General features: G+C 37.0%; 20 protein-coding genes and 2 pseudogenes. 4 read left to right on the top strand and 18 right to left on the bottom strand.

The features are described 5' to 3' along the window. Positions 1–58: 58 nt before the first annotated feature. Both ACIQXQ_RS16220 and ACIQXQ_RS16215 read right to left on the bottom strand, forming a co-directional pair. Positions 59–542 (bottom strand): annotated as a pseudogene (locus ACIQXQ_RS16220) (HIT family protein). Between the two features lie 55 nt (positions 543–597). Further along, positions 598–817, bottom strand: a pseudogene (locus ACIQXQ_RS16215) (IS1595 family transposase); the annotation flags it as partial. A gap of 277 nt (positions 818–1,094) precedes the next feature. Between ACIQXQ_RS16215 and ACIQXQ_RS16210 the strand changes: the two are divergent. After that, on the top strand, positions 1,095–2,171 hold the full coding sequence (locus ACIQXQ_RS16210) for an AI-2E family transporter (protein WP_402868625.1): 1,077 nt from the start codon (positions 1,095–1,097) through the stop codon (positions 2,169–2,171). 91 nt (positions 2,172–2,262) lie between these two features. Here the strand turns inward: ACIQXQ_RS16210 and ACIQXQ_RS16205 are convergent, their stop codons facing one another. The 14 genes from ACIQXQ_RS16205 to yknW form a co-directional block, all read right to left on the bottom strand. After that, positions 2,263–2,721 carry a YueI family protein gene (locus ACIQXQ_RS16205; RefSeq protein ID WP_402958765.1) on the bottom strand — a complete coding sequence of 153 codons (459 nt, stop codon included), beginning with the start codon at positions 2,719–2,721 and terminating at the stop codon, positions 2,263–2,265. A 563-nt stretch (positions 2,722–3,284) separates the two neighbouring features. Further along, positions 3,285–3,407 (bottom strand): hypothetical protein, encoded by a 123-nt coding sequence (locus ACIQXQ_RS16200; RefSeq protein ID WP_402868629.1) that lies wholly within the window; start codon positions 3,405–3,407, stop codon positions 3,285–3,287. Between the two features lie 114 nt (positions 3,408–3,521). Further along, complete coding sequence (locus tag ACIQXQ_RS16195; protein ID WP_402958762.1) at positions 3,522–3,941, bottom strand: nucleoside 2-deoxyribosyltransferase; 420 nt, start codon at positions 3,939–3,941, stop codon at positions 3,522–3,524. A 472-nt stretch (positions 3,942–4,413) separates the two neighbouring features. Next, the gene (locus ACIQXQ_RS16190) at positions 4,414–4,764 is read right to left on the bottom strand and encodes a hypothetical protein (RefSeq protein ID WP_402958761.1); all 351 of its coding nucleotides are present in this window, start codon (positions 4,762–4,764) and stop codon (positions 4,414–4,416) included. Positions 4,765–4,887: 123 nt separating this feature from the next. Continuing rightward, the gene (locus ACIQXQ_RS16185; RefSeq protein ID WP_402958759.1) at positions 4,888–5,154 is read right to left on the bottom strand and encodes a DUF4190 domain-containing protein; all 267 of its coding nucleotides are present in this window, start codon (positions 5,152–5,154) and stop codon (positions 4,888–4,890) included. A 141-nt stretch (positions 5,155–5,295) separates the two neighbouring features. Then, positions 5,296–5,946 (bottom strand): amino acid ABC transporter permease, encoded by a 651-nt coding sequence (locus tag ACIQXQ_RS16180; RefSeq protein ID WP_402868637.1) that lies wholly within the window; start codon positions 5,944–5,946, stop codon positions 5,296–5,298. A gap of 14 nt (positions 5,947–5,960) precedes the next feature. Continuing rightward, a complete protein-coding gene (locus ACIQXQ_RS16175; RefSeq protein ID WP_402958753.1) occupies positions 5,961–6,599 on the bottom strand; it encodes an amino acid ABC transporter permease in 639 nt (212 codons plus the stop codon). 122 nt (positions 6,600–6,721) lie between these two features. Further along, a complete protein-coding gene (locus tag ACIQXQ_RS16170; RefSeq protein ID WP_402868641.1) occupies positions 6,722–7,549 on the bottom strand; it encodes a transporter substrate-binding domain-containing protein in 828 nt (275 codons plus the stop codon). A 22-nt stretch (positions 7,550–7,571) separates the two neighbouring features. Beyond that, a complete protein-coding gene (locus ACIQXQ_RS16165) occupies positions 7,572–8,300 on the bottom strand; it encodes an amino acid ABC transporter ATP-binding protein (RefSeq protein WP_402958751.1) in 729 nt (242 codons plus the stop codon). Between the two features lie 459 nt (positions 8,301–8,759). Next, positions 8,760–9,170: a hypothetical protein gene (locus ACIQXQ_RS16160; protein ID WP_402958749.1), complete on the bottom strand. Its 411-nt coding sequence runs from the start codon at positions 9,168–9,170 to the stop codon at positions 8,760–8,762. 239 nt (positions 9,171–9,409) lie between these two features. Next, complete coding sequence (locus ACIQXQ_RS16155; protein WP_402868645.1) at positions 9,410–10,603, bottom strand: ABC transporter permease; 1,194 nt, start codon at positions 10,601–10,603, stop codon at positions 9,410–9,412. Continuing rightward, positions 10,603–11,292: an ABC transporter ATP-binding protein gene (locus tag ACIQXQ_RS16150; RefSeq protein ID WP_402868646.1), complete on the bottom strand. Its 690-nt coding sequence runs from the start codon at positions 11,290–11,292 to the stop codon at positions 10,603–10,605. The genes ACIQXQ_RS16155 and ACIQXQ_RS16150 overlap by 1 nt, the downstream gene beginning before the upstream one ends. Beyond that, positions 11,289–12,410, bottom strand: coding sequence for an efflux RND transporter periplasmic adaptor subunit (locus ACIQXQ_RS16145; protein WP_402958747.1), 1,122 nt, complete (start codon positions 12,408–12,410; stop codon positions 11,289–11,291). The genes ACIQXQ_RS16150 and ACIQXQ_RS16145 overlap by 4 nt, the downstream gene beginning before the upstream one ends. Beyond that, a complete protein-coding gene (gene yknW, locus ACIQXQ_RS16140) occupies positions 12,410–13,084 on the bottom strand; it encodes a YknW family membrane protein (protein WP_402868649.1) in 675 nt (224 codons plus the stop codon). Before yknW ends, ACIQXQ_RS16145 begins: the two co-directional genes overlap by 1 nt. Before the next feature lie 339 nt (positions 13,085–13,423). On the opposite strand from yknW, the gene ACIQXQ_RS16135 reads away from it, so the two are divergent. The 3 genes from ACIQXQ_RS16135 to ACIQXQ_RS16125 all read left to right on the top strand — a co-directional run bounded on the left by ACIQXQ_RS16135 (position 13,424) and on the right by ACIQXQ_RS16125 (position 16,888). Then, a complete protein-coding gene (locus tag ACIQXQ_RS16135; protein ID WP_402958745.1) occupies positions 13,424–13,891 on the top strand; it encodes a nucleoside deaminase in 468 nt (155 codons plus the stop codon). A 35-nt stretch (positions 13,892–13,926) separates the two neighbouring features. After that, positions 13,927–15,690, top strand: coding sequence for an adenine deaminase (gene ade / locus ACIQXQ_RS16130; RefSeq protein ID WP_402958743.1), 1,764 nt, complete (start codon positions 13,927–13,929; stop codon positions 15,688–15,690). A gap of 136 nt (positions 15,691–15,826) precedes the next feature. After that, the gene (locus ACIQXQ_RS16125) at positions 15,827–16,888 is read left to right on the top strand and encodes a lactonase family protein (protein WP_402869853.1); all 1,062 of its coding nucleotides are present in this window, start codon (positions 15,827–15,829) and stop codon (positions 16,886–16,888) included. Positions 16,889–17,047: 159 nt separating this feature from the next. Here the strand turns inward: ACIQXQ_RS16125 and ACIQXQ_RS16120 are convergent, their stop codons facing one another. Continuing rightward, positions 17,048–17,845: an endonuclease I family protein gene (locus ACIQXQ_RS16120; RefSeq protein ID WP_402958741.1), complete on the bottom strand. Its 798-nt coding sequence runs from the start codon at positions 17,843–17,845 to the stop codon at positions 17,048–17,050. Between the two features lie 90 nt (positions 17,846–17,935). Beyond that, positions 17,936–18,550 carry an NUDIX hydrolase gene (locus tag ACIQXQ_RS16115; RefSeq protein WP_402868655.1) on the bottom strand — a complete coding sequence of 205 codons (615 nt, stop codon included), beginning with the start codon at positions 18,548–18,550 and terminating at the stop codon, positions 17,936–17,938. Between the last annotated feature and the right edge of the window lie 102 nt (positions 18,551–18,652).

Raw genomic sequence — 18,652 nt, 5'->3', positions numbered from 1 at the left:
TAAGTTAAATTTTGATTTTAAAAAAGTAGAACTTCTTAAAAACGGAAGTTCTATTAAATTATTTATTTAGTTCTTCGGTAAGAATGTTGATGGCTTCCATAACTTCTTCAACATTTTCCTTGTCATTCATTTCATTTCTAGCGTGAAGTTATACTGGTCGAACTGACTCAACTGAACGCCCGAATATACATCCATTCATATCTTGGAACCATCCAAGTATGAAAATGATGGGTGGTGTCCTCATTGTAAAAATAATAGACATATTCAATTCCTAAAACGTCTCTTTGTGCTTTTCTTATCCTTGCTAAAATGTTTATATAGTCTAATCTTTCAGACTCGGTTAAATCATCTAGACATTTGATGTGTCTTTTAGAAGCTAAAATTATTAGCCCTCTAATTGGATATGCGACATCTTGATGGGCGTGAAAGAGCTCTGTTTCAATGATCACGCCGCCATCTGGTTCAACTACTCCACTTGTTAATGCACAACTAAGACACTCAACTTCTACCGTTCCTCCATTAGATAAGGTGATTTTTCTCAAGTGTTTTCCCCCGAGCAAAAAATATTTTACTTATTCCAGATATAACTCCATTTGGTTAAATATATAGTTTATATCTCGAACTCAGATAACCCAATTGCACTATATATATTTCTTTATTTGGAATTAAATTCCCCTTAACTAGTATATCTTTCATTGTGACTTCTTCTTTGAGGATGGATACTTTCTAATAGGTGTAACCAAGCGAGGTAATTATTTAGACATTTGGTTGCTACACCGTTAAATCGCTGTATCCATCCTTTAAGGCTGCGGTGGTAGGCACAACCGATGCTTTTCTGCTGGATTACGTTTTTGGATGAATTTAAGGATTTCAGTTGCTCTCATAGTTGTCTCCATTCATATTTGATAATTCCATCATAGAACATTTAAAGTGAATATCAGACCTTTAACAGAGCCTTTATATAAAATATTGAAGAATTTGTCCATTCATTTCTACTCTATCGAAAACCACTGAAAATGGCATAAAAGTTTAGTATAGCGTCATTCAAGGGAAATAGTGATAGTAAAAGTAGATGTAGAAGGGGGAATTCAATTGTGTGGATAAACAAACCTTTTTTTAAATATGCAACAGGGATTATTTTAACCATACTTATCATTGTATTACTTGGTAAGATAGAATATGTTTTTAGACCCATTCAAAATATCATTGCGGCCGTATTTTTCCCCATCCTATTAGCTGGATTGTTATATTACATATTAAGGCCGGTTGTTCAGTTTCTAAGCAAGTTCATTCCTAAAACTTTGAGTATTTCCTTAGTTTTTCTGATAATATTTAGTGCAATTGGTTATGGCAGTTACTTTGGAAGCCCAGTTCTCGTTGATCAATTCCAAAAATTATCGGATCAATTCCCAGGTAAAGTCAAGGAACTTTCTGAACAATCCGAAGATGTCGAACATGTGATAGAGAAAAATGATTTTGGCATGGTAAATATAAAAACCCTTAAAGAGAACTCCGTAACCTATTTTAAGAATTTTTCAGATAAGATCATGGTAAATATCAACACCATTTTCACTACAGTAACAAGTGTTCTAACTGTTATAGTCATAACCCCGTTCATTTTATTTTATTTTCTGAAAGATGGCGAAAAATTAAGGCCGTTCTTATTAAAGTTTATTCCAAAAGAAGTGGAGGCAGAGGGAAACACTATATTAAAAGACGTCGATAAGACTCTATCGACCTATATTATCGGCCAATTCATCGTATCAATCGTAATTGGGGTCTTATTATATATCGGATACCTCATCATTGGACTCGATTATGCATTAGTATTTGCCCTTATAGCTATGGTATTTACGATTGTACCCTTCCTAGGCCCACTGATAAGTGTACTTCCAGCTATATTCATCGCTTTGCAAACAGATGTTGGTTTGGCGATAAAAGTCATCGTTGTCTTTATAGTGGTTCAGCAAATCGAAGGTCACCTAATTACTCCAAACATTATGGGAAAGAGACTTAACATTCACCCATTAACGATTATCTTGCTGCTCCTCGTTGCCAGTTCAATATATGGGTTCATCGGTATGTTAATTGCAATTCCTGTTTACTCAGTCCTAAAAACCACCATCGGTAACTTTAGGAAGTTTTATAGATTGAGAAAGAAACGAACATAAATATATATGTTCTATGGTGAGGGCCCATTATTGGTCCCTCTTTCTGAGGTTTTTTTCCATAGACTATTCCCACACCTTCGCTAGATTGCTCTTATCGTGATTTCTTTAGTACTTTTTTTACATATCTCTTAATCCTTGCTTTTAAACTATTCTTCTTAACAGTTTTAGGTTTACTCTTTTCTTTCTCTTTCTCAATATAAATATTCCCTTTATCAATAGCATTTTTTTCGGCCAATACCAGACCTAAATCGGAATTGTATTCCTTATTTAAAACAATCTTGTACGGAATCTTATATTGATTAGATAATTTAATGTATTTCCCTAAGTACTGATAATCCATTTGACCATTCAGAAGTAAATTAGCCCGTGGATATTGTTTCATCCTATTTTCTATTTCTGGATATAGATTGTTTTCAAAGACTTGTGGTTTTGTTAATACGATAATGACTCTTTCCCGTAACGTCCCAAGAAACTCCCTACGTTCACCCGGCTTGATTTCTTTTGTTCCATAAATTCCTTGTTCGAGGTAATCCTCCACTTTGCGAGACAAGTACTTTTCACCTCCTACATTCCTTCTTCATTATATGTCATTTGCCCTCTTACGGTGCCCAATTTCCTGTATGCTTCTAAATAAGTATGTATAAAAAACATGAAATTTAACCTCCATTCTTAAAGAGGCGTTAGAACTATGTAGAATTTTAAGAACAAAAAACTGTGAGGGATAAAAACTCTTAGCAGTGATAAACTAAAAATCCAATGACTAGTAGAATGATACATTTTTATACATTTAGACACTTTTCCCCAACTAAATTTATGAATTTCATGTTATAATTTACAAATAAACAGATGTTGATTTAAGCATGATCACACACTACATATAAGGAGGAAATACAGATGTATGATGGACTTCTCTTAACGATTATTGAATCAGTTTTTGTTGTCGGAACTATCTCCATGTTTGTTATTTTAGGATTTGTAAAGGGCCGCGTTTTTTAATTTCCACTACTATTCATTCTATTCTCATATGCCTGATTACTTACTCTTGTAATATTGGTAATCAGGTTAAACTTATTTACAAAAGAAAAAAGCATATCCATTGCGACATGCTTTTCTTTACCAATTATCCGTCTTATCTAATAACTTATCAATGTCAAATGTATAGAGATGAACTGGAATTGATTCTTCGGCCATTTCTTCAGTAGCTAGTAATAACTTATCAATGTCTATAGTAGCCAAATAAACTTCCTCCCTTTTTTAGTAACCTATACCCGATATTTTTATATACTAAACATTACGTTTTGATTTTTATTTTTTTGGGGGTATATTCAACTGTTTATACAAAAGACATTATTAAGAATTCATAGGACTTGGATCATCTTGTTCTGCTGGGGCAAGTGATTGAATTAATTTCACCAACTTATATAAAGTCCCGCTGCAGATGATGGCACCAGGGATATTATGGAATATTGATTTTTTGTTAATATGATAATTCTCTTTTTCAGGCGAATACACAACTATTTTTTTATTTAAAGAAAGGGCATATCCTAGTTCATAAAGGTTTCCCTTTCCCGCAGTAAGAAAGATTAACATAAAATCCGCTTCATCTATTCCTTCCTTTTCATAATCCCCTAAACTATTGGTTTCTTTATTACCATTCTTGTCAAAAAGATTCCACTCATTTACACATGAGAACCCCTTTGCATTCAATTTCTTTATTAATGATTTAACTTGCTTTATATTTTTTTCATCCGATGCTATATAATACTTCACTAATACACCTCCATATTATTGATACTTTTTACCTATATTATCTACACTATACATATTCGTTATAAAGAACTCAATATCCTTTCAAAAATAAAAATAATTGTTTCTATTCTCTATATAAATTGGCTAGTATCAATAACACCATTGATGCATCAAGTTAATATGACAAAACTAAGCTATAATTTCTTGGTCTCCCAGTGGATAAGAATACTTTTCTACCTAAGAATGATTAAACGAAGTAATTACCATTTTTCAATAAATTCGAAGAAAGACAGGCATGATAGCCTATTTAAATAACCCCTCATACATCTTATTCCTAAATGCTCGCCATTTGAAACCGTTAAAGTGCGAAGCTCTACTCCCCTTTCGGAGGTACGTTCAAAAAGAACCTCTGCCATTCAAAATGAATTGTCATTATACTTTCCATAACCGTAGATTAAATACAGAAATCCCTTTTTCACACAGAAAAAAAGCCTTATCCTCTTCGTAGGGTAAGACTTTGTCTTTCTTTTTCATAAGTAATATGTTCAATTTCAATGCGAAATGGGTCAGCCTCGCAAATATTAATTCCTCGATCTACATTCACTTTTTCCATTTTAGTTGCATCAGGGATTAGTTTCTTTGAATGGATAAAATGTTCGACCATCGAACACAATAGTTCTTGAGCACAAGCTAGAGCGTCGCCCCTATCTCTTCCGCTAACGGAAGATGTGAAACCCTTTCTCTTAAAATCAGGAAAACACACTTGAATTGAAAATGAATCCATGATTAAAGGGTGCTTTTCATAATAAAAAACAGCAGGATACTTAAATATCTGATTGAACAAAAACAACATCCCCCCTTAATATTTAGTTCATGTCAATCATAACATATTTTCCCAAAATAATCCTTATGAAGTATTTCCTTTATCTTCATATTTTCAAATTAGATAAGTAGAATTATCGCTATTTTATGAAGGAATAGAAAATAAGAGGATAATAAGGACTATGATCATATTAAAAATGATCCCCATAATACTGCATACTTTTCCTGCTGTCGCCAAATTGATACCAGGCTCTCCCGAATGTACAATTTCTTTTGTACCATTTGAAGCAAAAATCAGACCTAATATCCCTAATATAACTCCGATAAAGGGAATGAGAAGGGATAGAATTCCTAGGATTAAAGAGGCTAGTGCTTTGCTATTGGTACGCTTAATTTCAGACAGCTTTTTCACCTTCTTTCCTCTTCATATATATACGATTTTGAAATGCATATGATTCAAATTATCGCTCATTACGAGTCCCCTCCTATGGAATAGAAAGAAAAAATAGCTGAGATATGATAAAAACTCCGACTCAAATATGAGTCGGAGGATTTAAGTACGTTTTAATTCTAGTCTCCTGGCCACTAAAGATAAGCTAAAATTAACGGCAAAATACATTAGGGCTACTAAAATTAAAATTGGAATCAAGAAATTTTGACCTTGCCCATAGATGATTTGCCCTTGATGGGTCAATTCTGGCAAAGAAATCACTACCGCTAATGAGGTGTCTTTCAATAGAGAGATGAATTGGCTCACTAGAGGTGGGACCATTCGGCGTAGTGCCTGCGGAAGTATGATATGTATCAAGGCTTGCACATAACTTAAACCAGATGAACGAGCTGCCTCCATTTGTCCTTTATCAACTGATTTCAACCCACTTCGTATTACTTCGGATATCATGGCTGATTCAAAAACGGTCAAAGCAACAATCGCAGCTGGAATAATTTCCAACTTAATTCCTACTTCAGGCAACGCTAAATATGTAAAAAGAATGATTAACAACAATGGTAAATTACGGATGGTTTCAACGCCGACAGCTAAAATTTGTGATACAACTGGTATCTTTGCATAACGTAAAATGCCGACTAGTCCCCCGATGATAAAACTTAAAATGATAGATACAAAAGCCACCTGAATCGTTACCCAAAAACCTTCTAATAAAAACTTTAAATGATCTGGTGTGTATGCTCCTAAAAAATCCATGTCTTATACCTCCCTTAATTACTCTTAGCCAGACGTTTTTCTAAATAACCAACGCCAAGGCTTAAAGGAATGGTAAGAATTAAATAAAACGCTGCTACGAAAATGTAAACATCGAACACTACAAAGGTTCTTGAGGATATTAAATCACCGTGATACATAAGATCTAATCCAGCAACGACTGCTAAAATGGAAGAATTTTTAACGAGATTGATGAATTGGTTCCCAAGAGGGGGAATGACAATTTTCACGGCTTGTGGCAAGATGATGAATCTCATCGCCTGTCCATATGTCAGTCCTGAAGAACGGGCTGCTTCCATTTGTCCTTTCGATACCGAAAGAATGCCGGCTCTAATGGCTTCCGCAATAAATGATGATGTGTATATAGTCAAGGCTAACGTACCTGCATATAACCCACTTAATTTCAGGCCAAGGAAAAAGAAAAATGTGATGATCAATAAGGGTATATTCCGTATGAACTCCACATATGCGGTCCCAAGCCAATTCAGAGGCTTAATCGGAGCGATTCTCATGATAGCAATAAGCACACCAAGGATTAAGCTTGATACTAAAGCAATTAAACTAGATATGATTGTATTTTTAAAACCCATTAAATACATATCTAAATTCTCTGTCAAAATGGAGAAATCAAGCAAGACATCCACTCTCCTCTAACTAATCAGGATGAGCAAATTGCTCATCCTGACAGATCCAAATATTATTCTTTTAGTAGGTAAGTAAAAATCCAATTTCTTCTTACCACATGTAAATGAATACGTTATTGCTTAATCCACTTATCATGAATTTCATCATATTTCCCGGAGTCTTTAATTGATTTAAGAGCTTTGTTCAATTCATCTACAAATTTTTCATTTCCTTTTTTAACTGCAATTCCATATGGCTCATCCGTAAATGTGCCGCCAACAAGTTCGTAATTTGGATCTTCATCAGCCATACCATAAAGTATGGAATCATCTGTCGTCAATGCATCACCTTGACCTGATTTAAGTGCTGCGAATGCTTCCGAATAATTTTCGAATTCCAAAACATTTGCTTCGGGAGCTTTTTCGCGGATATTTATGGCTGAGGTAGAGCCTTTTACAGCCAATACCTTTTTACCTTTTAAATTATCAATACCTTTGATGTCACTTCCTTTTTTAACAAGTAATGATTGTCCAGCATCGAAATAGACATCAGTGAAGTCAACTTCTTTTTTACGTTCTTCCGTAATGGTCATAGTCGCAACAATCGCATCGATATCCCCATTGTTCAATAAAGGCATTCTTGTTTTAGACGTTACTTCTTTGAATAATACTTTTTCTTCATCACCAAGGATCTCCGCTGCAAGTGCTTTCGCAATGTCGATGTCAAATCCTTCTACCTCTTTTGTATTTGGGTTTTTCAATCCAAACAGACGCGTATCATTCTTTACCCCGAATACGATTTTATCGTTATCCTTAATTTGAGTTAGAATATCTTTATCTTTGTTCCCGCTTCCACCATCTTTACCTTCATCAGAATCCTTTTCCCCGCCACAACCCGCTAATAGTATGACAGCCAGTACTGAAAGCAATGATAATTGTAACCATCTCTTTTTCTTCAACATGTAAATCCCCCCTATTTTTTATTTAATGATTTAATATACGGCTGAGAAATAGACGCGCCCTCTCTTCGTGAGGGTTTTCGTAAAAATCAGCCGGTATTGCCTCCTCCAAAATCCTGCCCTCATCCATGAATACGATTCGGTCCGCCACTTCACGGGCAAATCCCATTTCGTGTGTGACCACGACCATCGTCATTCCTTCTAGAGCAAGCTTTTTCATCACATCAAGTACCTCGCCGATCATTTCTGGATCCAAGGCTGAGGTAGGTTCATCAAACAACATGATTTCTGGTCCCATTGCCAGTCCTCTGGCAATGGCAACACGTTGCTGCTGTCCACCGGAAAGCTGTGAAGGATAAGAATTCGCCTTATCCGAGATCCCGACTTTATCCAAATACTTTTGGGCAATTTTTTCCGCTTGCGCATTCGTTTGTCCTAAAACCTTCTTAGGTGCCAACATAATATTTTCCAATACGGTTTTATGAGGGTAAAGATGAAAATGTTGGAAAACCATACCGATGTTTTGGCGCAACTTATTAATGTCTGTTTTTTTATCCGCAACATTCATCTCATTGATGGACAGCGAACCTTCCGATATGGTTTCTAAGCGATTAATACAACGAAGAAGCGTACTTTTTCCTGATCCAGATGGACCGATTACTACGACCACTTCTCCCTTATTAATTGTTAGATTAATATCTTTCAATACATGAAAATCACCAAAATACTTATTAACCTGATCAAAAACTATCATAACTAATCCTCCCTAGCCTGCAACATTTTTCAAAAAAAACAAAAATAGTCCAAATAATCTGAATTAAAATGCGAAAAATGCAATAATTTTGATACCGGCCATCTTAGTTTACTTCATTCTATACCTATGTATAATTTTCTTAAGAGAGAACTCTTCTGAAAGTTATATCAAACTATTAATTCTAAAAAAATTCATTTACTATAACACTTTTTATTATATCCAATTCTTCATATAATTTCCATAAAAACTTATATTTGTTATTTTTTCTACCTTATTCATTTTTAATAAAGTCGAATTTTATCATATTTCGTACAGAACAACACGTTATTAGACTAAATGAAGGAGTGCTGCTCTAAATAGATCTTTTTCTAGTAAAGTAATGGAAAAAGGAGGGGCAGAAATAATAAATCGTTTCTGCCCCTCCTTTTTATACCCCTTCAGACTCCTTGTTCTCACCATTTATTCCTTTATAATAGAATCCTCAAATGGTGCTGAAAATAAACCCTTTGGACCTAGCATATCTGTTTCTGACTCTCGCTCATCACCTTTGACTTCATAAGAACCCGCAGGAAAGAAATCAAATAATTCACTGTCCTTATGTAATTCCAGAAAGTACTCAGAAAGCTCATCCATAAGTTGCTGATATTCTTCGTGTTCGATGATTTCACCGGACTCATCAATTCGAAAATTCATATTAATCGCATCCTGTAGCCGTGCATGGTTCGAAGCTGCAATATATAAATCTACGTCTCCACATTCCATACATAACAATTCTCCTTCTTCCCTTGCCTCTTCATAAGAATTTCGAACCATTTGCTTAAGAATACTATCTATTTCATTAAGGTTATCTAGTTGTCGCATAGTCTTCATCACACAATCCCCCCAAAATCTTAAAAATATTTTTTCGATTTATTACGTTTTATCTACTGCAAGGAAAATAGAACTAAAACTATGTTACTACCTTCAATTACAAAATGTTTTGTTGTTTTTTCAATTCATGTGCAACACGGAGGTTAGCCTACCGGTATAATTGTATACCATAATAATAGCATGATAGGAGAAAAGAAGAAAAAAAACCTGTACTCAAGTACGTACAAGTTTCGAGATGCTTATTCATATCGCAAGGATTCAATCGGATTCATTTTGGAAGCCTTATTCGCCGGTAAAATTCCGAAAACAATGCCTATTGTCATGGAAAAGGCTACACCGCCAAGGACAACCTGCCAAGAAATAAGAGAGGGAAGCCCCGCAAAAAGAGAAATTAGCGTGACAACGATCCACCCTAAAACGATGCCCAACAATCCACCAATCAGTGTTAAGATGATCGATTCAATTAAAAATTGAGTTAGTATCTGTCTCCTTGTGGCTCCTAGCGCCAAACGAATGCCAATCTCTCTAGTCCGTTCCGTAACGGATACAAGCATGATATTCATTACACCAATCCCCCCCACGACGAGCGAAATGCCTGCAACAGAACCGATTATCAAAGTCATGATCCTGGTAATTTGACCAATTGCCGAAGCGATTTCTTCCATATTTATAACTTGATATGATTCCCCTGCATTGTGAATAGAATTAAGTTTGGCAGAGGCTTTTTTACCGATAGTGTTCAATTGATCAGTATTTTCTGCCTGCAACAGAATAGAGGTCACATCATTTTTACTGAAGACCGTTTTCCATGTATTAGATGGCATATACAATTGCACTGTATCAAAAGCAAGGAGCCCTGTTGATTTTTCCATTACTCCAATAATTTCAACGGGTTGCGTTCCAATCCGAATGACTTGTCCAATTGGTGATTTCCCATCAAATAAATCCTCTTGCATCGTATGGCTTGCAATGGCAACTCGCGCTCCACCCAAAAAGTCAGCAGAAGTGAAATTTCTTCCACTGGCCACATTAAGTCTATTTAAATCCAGAAAGGCATCATTTATGCCTACCACAGAACTATCGATGGATTCCTGTTTGTGGCTAACTTTTGTAAACTCTGAACTTGAAGCAACCACCCGTTTAACACCGTTAAGATTTTCAAGTATTCGGATATCTTCCTGATTAAAAGCAGCTTCATAGATAATATTCGGATTCGACTGCATTTCTTCCTCTGAGGGCTGATAAAATAATTCAACCGTATTACCCGGACCTACAATTTCCGATTTCAGCATCGCTTCCCCACCTTGCCCTATTGCAACTACGATAATGACAGCGGCTACTCCAATTATGATGCCCAACATCGTTAACATAGAACGCAATTTATGAGCTTTTAGAGAACTCAAAGCCATCGTGACATTTTCGAATACACTCATTAATCCTCCCCTCTTTCTATGAGGGTAGCAGGAAGAATTTCACCGTCGCGTACAAATATGGTCCTAGAAGCGTATTCGGCAATTTCGGCTTCATGTGTTACCACAACAATTGTGACTCCCTCTTCATTCAACTTCCTGAATTGTTCCATTATCGCCACACTTGTGATTGAATCTAGTGCACCAGTTGGTTCATCCGCTAAAATTAATTGGGGTTGTGTGACAATGGAGCGTGCAATAGCAACACGCTGTTTTTGCCCTCCAGAAAGAGCATTCGGTAGATGACTCATTCGGTCTTCAAGTCCCACCTTCTTTAATGCTTCTTCTGAACGGAATTGACGTTCTTTTTTTGAAACGCCGGCATAAATCATCGGTAACTCAACATTCTTCCAAGCAACTAGTCTTGGTAATAATTGAAATTGTTGAAAAACGAATCCTATGGAAGTATTTCGGACCCTAGCCAATTCGTCTTCTGAATAACCAGAGATATTTTGACCCGAAAGCCAATACTCTCCAGTTGTTGCTTGATCTAAACATCCGATTATATTCATCAATGTGGACTTTCCCGAGCCTGAAGGTCCCATAATCGCAACGAACTCTCCATTTTCAATGTAGACATTCACGTTTTTCAACACATGGACATCCTCTTTACCTAATTGATACGTTTTTGTTATTCCTTTTAACTCGATCATTCAACCGTCACTTCCATTCCTTCTTCAATCTTATCCGAAGGATTGATAACAACTCGGTCATTTTTGTTTATGCCTTTGATTACTTCGATTTTTTCTCTGGAAATGATACCAGGCTTTATTTCCTTCCTTTTTACGAATTTCCCGTCCACCATATAGACGAACATACGGTCACCCTCATCGATAATCGCATCCATTGGGAGTACAAGTGCCTTCTTTTTATCTGTTTCAATTTCCATGAAAAGCTGAAAACCAGGCTTTAAAACATCCGTTTCACTTATTAGTTTAGCCGTTACTGGATATTGGACAGCCTGGGAATTCCCTTGACTGAGATCTGTTTTCTGAGGAAGGGAATGTATATTCACAATTTCTCCTCTCCACTTCTCATCCTCAACGGCATCAGAAATAAAACTCACACTTTGCCCTTTCTTTATTTTCAATGTGTCGTATTCAGAAAGAACTCCTGAAACTAGCAAGTTACCAAGATTGCCGATTTGGATAAGAGGTTCAGCCGTACCTGTTACAGCTAAGGACTCTACCTGTTTACTTACGGTGAGCACGACACCATCCACCTTACTCTCCACTTTCAGATCCCGTATCTGTTCATTCAACTGTTTTTCCTTCAAAAGCACCTGTTTCAACTCAATATCTGCTAATTTTGTATCCGTATCAATTTGATCGAATTCTGGTTTTAATTGTTCTTCTGCTCTATCATCCCCAACTTGTTTACTTAGTTGTTTTTCCTTTTCTTCAAGTTGTTCCTTCTGCCTTTTTAACTGATTGATTTTCAAATAAGCAGATTCTTTTGATAGGTTGTTTTGTTCTAATTCAGATTCAAACTGAGGATTTTCATAAGTCAGCAGAAGATCACCTTTTTTCACTTTCTGACCTTCTTTGACTTCAACCTTTTTAAGTTCTCCCTTTTCTGTGGAGAAATAAACCGTCTGTTGATTTTCCATCGCTACACTACCTGGAATCATGATGGTGGAAGAAATATCCTCCATTTTGGGAACTATCACCGAGACCGATGGTCCTTTAGCCAAAACCTGCCGGTAAACGCTAACAGTGACCATTATTACAATGAGTAGACTGACTCCTATAATGATCCATATCTTTTTCATTACATGCCACTAATTCCCGAGAATAAACTACCGATGAACGCCATACCTATTTGAAATAGGAAAAAAATAATAGCTATCGTCACAGCTACTCCCTTAGAGAGGTTCGCCACTTTATTTAGACCAATGGCCATCAAAACAGTGGCCCAGATGGTAAAGACCTCAAAGACTCCCAAAATCTTAGAATCCGAGTTCAGTAAACCTGCCAAACTCGTAACATACACTTCAGGATTTCCACCAATCAGCAAACGTATAAGTCCGTTTAAAAAAAGTCCTATAGCTGTGATTAAATAAATAAACGTCTTCATTGAAAATATTTGTTTAAAACTCACTTCTGAATTTGCGATTTTAGCCACTGCTAGCAAAACAGCACTGGAAATTAGAACCGATATCACTGGTGAAAGAACACCGGTAATAACCATGGTAACTAAAGTAACCATCTTAACAATTTCAACTTGCCCTGAAGGAACTTCTTCCCCAATTAATTCATTGATGTCTAATGATAGACTTAAAAAATATGTACCAATTAAAAAAAGTAAAGTGATCAATAGCATTGGAACCCAAATCTTTGGCTTGCTTTTGATTCTTTCGAATTGTTCCACAGGACTTGTAATCATTCCAAACAAAGAAGGACCCTTTATCTGCTCCTGATTTAAATCTCCCAACCTTTTTTCCATATAAAAACACCTCTTCCTTAAATTCACTTACACTTATTCTACGAACAAATTTTCATTAAGTTTCAAAAAAGTATAAATGTAAACGGGGATGGACAACTTTTTAAAAAACTACAATGGAGAAGTTGATGAATTCACGATTTTACCGAGATGACTCGCAATACATAATCCTTTTTACCTCCCTTATTATTTCTTCCATAATAAATTTCTCAAGAATGAATCATTTAAAAAATTATTTTCAAAAATGCGTTCAACGATTTCCTAAATATGTTATATTATATATAAATTTCATGTTATGTAATATAACACAGCTTTTAAATATAAGTCGAAGGGGTGTTTTAGATGAATATAAAATTCATGGAAATGGCAGTGCAACTGGCTACTGAAAATGTGAAGAAACAAAACGGTGGTCCTTTCGGAGCCGTGATCGTAAAAGATGGGGTCATTATAGGAAGAGGCTGCAATAATGTCACTACGGCGCTTGACCCCACTGCACATGCTGAAATCCAAGCTATTCGCGATGCTTGTAAAAACCTGAACAGCTTTCAGCTTACAGATTGTGAAATCTATACTAGTTGTGAGCCGTGCCCGATGTGTATTGGTGCTCTTTATTGGGCACGACCTAAAGCAATCTATTATTCTTGTACAAAACAAGATGCAGCTCAAATCGGGTTTGATGACGATTTTATTTATCAAGAGCTTGCGATCCCAATGGAAAACCGCTCCATCGCCATGCATCGTATAGATTTCACCGACCATGATTTACCATTCCGGACATGGGAATCTCAAGCAGTTAAAGTGGAATACTGACAATAAGCCTAAGTCCAGATGAGGAGGAGGTCTCTTTGAAATCACACTTAATGAAAAAGAGAATGGACGTTGCAGCAGGTAGAATACCTGCTGATTACGTCATTAAAAATGGGAAAATCATTGATGTATTCAATGGGGAAATTTATACTGGCGACGTTGCTATAGTAGATGGTTATATTGCAGGTATTGGGAATTACGAGGGAATCTCTGAAATAAATGCCGCAGGTAAATACGTATCACCTACATTTATCGACGGACATGTTCATATTGAATCATCCATGGTACGGCCTTCTGAACTGGCCAAAGTTCTACTTTTACATGGAGTAACTTGCGTCGTGGCGGACCCACACGAGATCGCCAATGTATCAGGAAGGAAAGGGATACAATATATGATTGAACAATCGGATCACCTCCCTTTCGACTTTTACTTTATGATGCCATCTTGTGTTCCGGCAACTGACTTCGAGGATGCGGGCGCTGTTTTAAAAAGTGAAGACTTATATTCTTTTTACAAAAATCCGCGGGTGCTTGGTTTAGCTGAAGTGATGAACTTCCCAGCCGTATCCAATGCAGATGATGATATGATTCAAAAAATCATCGATGCATACAAGAATGAAAAAAAGATTGATGGTCACGCTGCCGGACTTACTGAACAGCAACTCAATGTATATATGGCTGCCGGTATCCAAACCGATCACGAATGCACCACCGCAAAGGAAGCAAGAGACCGACTACGGAAAGGAATGTATCTTATGATTCGGGAGGGAACTGTAGCAAAAGACTTACGAAATCTGCTCCCTGCCGTTACTGAACAAAATTCCCGCCGTTGTTTATTTGTCACCGATGATCGCCACCTAGATGATCTTGTAACTGAAGGTAGCATTGACCACAATGTCAGAATTGCCATAGAAGAAGGAATCCCCGCTCTGACCGCGATTCAGATGGCAACAATAAATGCCGCCGAATGCTTCGGGTTAAGAGAACATGGTGCCATTGCACCTGGATATAAAGCCGACTTTCTATTATTCGAAGATCTCCAATCCATCCAAATTCAATCCGTTTTTAAAGATGGCAAACTAATTTCTAAAGATGGCCAGTTAGTGAACTTCCCTGAAGCCCCGAAAAACAAGTTGGAGGAAGAATTAACACAGACGGTACACCTTCAAGATTTGTCAGATATAGATTTTCATATAACGTTACACAATGCCCTTGCCAACCTTATTGAAATCATACCGAACAGTCTAGTTACAAAACATATAATCGAACCGGTCGCTCTCAATCAAAATGGCCTATTTCAATTTTCCCCCTCCATGGATCACGTAAAGCTTGCTGTTATAGAACGGCATCAAAAGACAAAAAAAATCGGCCTTGGAATCGTCAAGGGTCTTGGCCTACAATCAGGTGCAATCGCCACAACGGTTTCCCATGACTCGCACAACTTAATTATCGCTGGTACGAATGACCAGGATATGCTGGTAGCTGCTGAGGAAATAAAAAGAATGCAGGGAGGATTAGTCATTATCCAAGATGGTAAAACTCTTGCCTCCCTACCTCTTCCGATTGCTGGACTAATGAGCACAGGGACGTATGCGGAAGTTTTACACAACTTAAAGGAAATGAATCACGCGTTATTGAAGATTGGTGCCAACAGACACTTTAATCCATTCCTGACGCTTGCTTTTTTAGCGCTTCCCGTTATACCTGAAATTAAATTAACAACACAAGGCTTATTTTTAGTTTCATCATTTCAACATATATCAAACCAAGCCAGTACATCTAAAAAAATCGAAACCATATAAAATCTTCAGTAAACGAGTACCTTTTTCTGTTTCAGCAAAATTTTATTGTTAATTAAGATTCAACTCCATTAAATTCGGGGAAAGATATATGAGTTCATCGTATGTTAAAATAAACTCATTATCTTTCTAGGAGGGAATCAATATGGAAAATCCGAAACAAACCTTTACCGGATACATCGGTACTTATACGAAAGGAGACAGTAAAGGCATTTATCGTTTCACACTTGATAGTAACGAAGGGAAGATTACAACGCCCGTCCTTGCTGCTGAATTAAAGGATCCTACTTATGTAACGATTAGTGAAGACAAACAACATTTGTACGCCATCTTAAAAGAGGCCGGCAGCGGCGGTGTTGCTGCATACTCTATTGATGAAGGATCAGGTGATCTTACTTACTTAGGTAAGGAGCTAACTCCTAATGGATCCTATTGCCACATTAGTATCGATAGCAAAAAAAATGTTTTGGTCACAGCCAATTACGGAGATGGGATTATCGAAGCTTACAAACTTAACCCCGACGCAACACCTGCTTCAGTATCATCCACGATACGCCATACCGGAATGGGACCTAACAAAGAGCGTCAGGAAAAGGCACATGCACATTATGCAGGCTTTTCACCTGATGAAAAATACATTGCCGTAGTTGATCTTGGAATCGATCAAATAAACACATATGGAATACATAATGGAGTATTGGAAAAAGTTAATAGTTTGGCAGTCACCCCTGGAAGCGGGCCAAGACACCTAACCTTCCACCCTAATGGAAAAATCGCTTATGTTATGACAGAACTTGCACCTGAAGTCATTGTATTGGCGTACGATTCCCAAAATGGAAGTTTTTCAGAATTGCAAACCATCCGGACAGTCCCAGAAAATTTCCGTGAAAACAATCAAGGAAGTGCGATTCACATATCTGCGGATGGGGAGTTCGTTTATGCAGCAAATCGTGGGCATGATAGCATCGCTGTCTTCCAAACCGATAAAAAAACCGGAAAACTAACCTTGGTTGAATTAGTTTCAACAGAAGGACACTGGCCACGTGACTTCGCCCTTGATCCTAGTGGGAAGTTCCTTGTTGCCTCTAATGAGGAATCAGGGACCTTGACGTTGTTTTCTCGAAATGATATAAATGGTAAATTAACGTTACTTCAAAAAGATATCCAAGTTCCATTCCCAGTTTGCGTGAAGTTTCTTTAAACCCTTTTCATACCATATAAAAAATAAAAGGATTGAGGCAGTGGAAGCTGCTCAATCCTTTTTGAGTTCATTATCCTGTAGGCTTCTTTCAATATAACATTCAAGAGAGACCCTAACATCAAGTCCATACATATTTTAGTTCGTAAAACAAACGTCTTTTTAAGTCCACTCACCTGCCATTTCGGGGAAATCGATAAATGGGTTGCGATTCCCTTGTACTTCGAATATGGCCTGATTACGATGTTTTTCATATAAGTTAACCGGAAAACGATGATGCCAGTCCAATAATAGATTGATATCGATATTCTCTTGATCAATAATCCCTTCATATCGCAGTAAAAAATACAAAGTGGCCCTCGCTACGATTCCTTTTCCATATTCAGGCTCAAATTTTCCTTTTTCAGCTTTGCCACATCCGGCTTTTATCCCTCGTACTTGAGGTTCTGGGGAATAGTCCACAAAGTCATGATAAGGGGAATTCCCGCGGCTACTATTACAAGTTGGCTCACAGGCAAATAAATGATGTAAGTCCCCTCTCATCGGTTCTTTTTTACTAAACCATGATTGAGGAACGACATGTTCACAATTAAGAGACATACTATTAACCTCAAAGGATTGACTTCCTTTCGTTAACAGTTCAAGAACTCGAATATCTGCTTCTATGACTTCGACAGGATCCATACCTTTACCGGAATACAAGCTTTTCAGCTTTCCATCTTCCTGAAGATCAACCCATGGATATAAAAAACGATGGGGTGAGTAACTCGGCTGGTTTACATGAGAACTTCTTAACAAGGAGTTTAAGTGTTCCCTAGTCCAGGGACCGCCAAGATAATAAATTTCCCGACTTTTCAAATCTTTTATTTCATCATAGTACTCATGGCTCACTTTATATTTTTTAAGCTCTGCTATAGATTGTTCTCGTTCAATTTCCAATCGTCTCATCGTGTATCTCATCCCTCATCCCCCTCTTCATCAAAAACCGTTTTTTACCATATATATAGTTTATTTGGATTTACTGACAAAGAAAAGGTGCTTTAGAAGGGTCTAACGTAGAATTTTAATAAAGTGGGTAAGTATGGTTGCCGTCATTCCCCAAATGACACGGCCTTCATATTGGTAGAAATATTCTTTCGTCTGTCTTGGTTGCCATTTATAATTCTCTCCACCAACAACTAAATCGTGTGGAAAGTTTTCTAATGGCTCGACTTTAAAATTCACATGATATATCTCTGGGGGCTTTTCCATGAAAAACGAAAGTGGAACAGTAAAGACCGTTTCGACTTCAGATGGGTTGGGTGCCAATGGTTGATCACCTCGGATAAATCCCACATATGGGTACACAATCATCCCAAAAGGGGATACAAGATAATCGATTGGAAATACATTATATATATCCTCTTTTGCCACACCTAGTTCTTCGTACGTTTCACGAAGGGCAGCCGTCTGCTCATCCATATCAAGATGATCAATTCTTCCACCAGGAAAACAAATATCCCCCGGTTGCCTTCTCAATTGATGTGAGCGCTCTTCAAACAGGACGTGTATGCCATCCTCCTTTTCGATAAGCGGTACTAAAACTGCATATTTTGCAAAGTCCCCACTGCCTAAAATAACAGGCGTATGTAAAGTTAATTTTTTCGTTATTTCTTCATTGTTCATGAACCACACCTCTTCTGAGAGTTAATCATTTTTCTAGTTCTTGTCTACATACTTTTATTATGTACCAAAAAGACCATTTTTTTAAACCAAAAAAGTTGATAG

This window comes from Peribacillus sp. NPDC097198, from assembly GCF_044762055.1.
Classification (GTDB): Bacteria; Bacillota; Bacilli; order Bacillales; family DSM-1321; genus Peribacillus.
This window is presented reverse-complemented; position numbering and strand designations above follow the sequence as displayed.

What these genes read in the sequence shown, in the direction of transcription:
- ACIQXQ_RS16120 (WP_402958741.1), bottom strand. Translation starts at nt 17,845, where the DNA reads ATGAGATACACGATGAGACGATTGGAAATTGAACGAGAACAATCTATA.
- yknW (WP_402868649.1), bottom strand. Translation starts at nt 13,084, where the DNA reads ATGGAAAAAAGGTTGGGAGATTTAAATCAGGAGCAGATAAAGGGTCCT.
- ACIQXQ_RS16135 (WP_402958745.1), top strand. Translation starts at nt 13,424, where the DNA reads ATGAATATAAAATTCATGGAAATGGCAGTGCAACTGGCTACTGAAAAT.
- ACIQXQ_RS16170 (WP_402868641.1), bottom strand. Translation starts at nt 7,549, where the DNA reads ATGTTGAAGAAAAAGAGATGGTTACAATTATCATTGCTTTCAGTACTG.
- ACIQXQ_RS16180 (WP_402868637.1), bottom strand. Translation starts at nt 5,946, where the DNA reads ATGGATTTTTTAGGAGCATACACACCAGATCATTTAAAGTTTTTATTA.
- ACIQXQ_RS16165 (WP_402958751.1), bottom strand. Translation starts at nt 8,300, where the DNA reads ATGATAGTTTTTGATCAGGTTAATAAGTATTTTGGTGATTTTCATGTA.
- ACIQXQ_RS16160 (WP_402958749.1), bottom strand. Translation starts at nt 9,170, where the DNA reads ATGAAGACTATGCGACAACTAGATAACCTTAATGAAATAGATAGTATT.
- ACIQXQ_RS16115 (WP_402868655.1), bottom strand. Translation starts at nt 18,550, where the DNA reads ATGAACAATGAAGAAATAACGAAAAAATTAACTTTACATACGCCTGTT.
- ACIQXQ_RS16155 (WP_402868645.1), bottom strand. Translation starts at nt 10,603, where the DNA reads ATGAGTGTATTCGAAAATGTCACGATGGCTTTGAGTTCTCTAAAAGCT.
- ACIQXQ_RS16145 (WP_402958747.1), bottom strand. Translation starts at nt 12,410, where the DNA reads ATGAAAAAGATATGGATCATTATAGGAGTCAGTCTACTCATTGTAATA.
- ACIQXQ_RS16150 (WP_402868646.1), bottom strand. Translation starts at nt 11,292, where the DNA reads ATGATCGAGTTAAAAGGAATAACAAAAACGTATCAATTAGGTAAAGAG.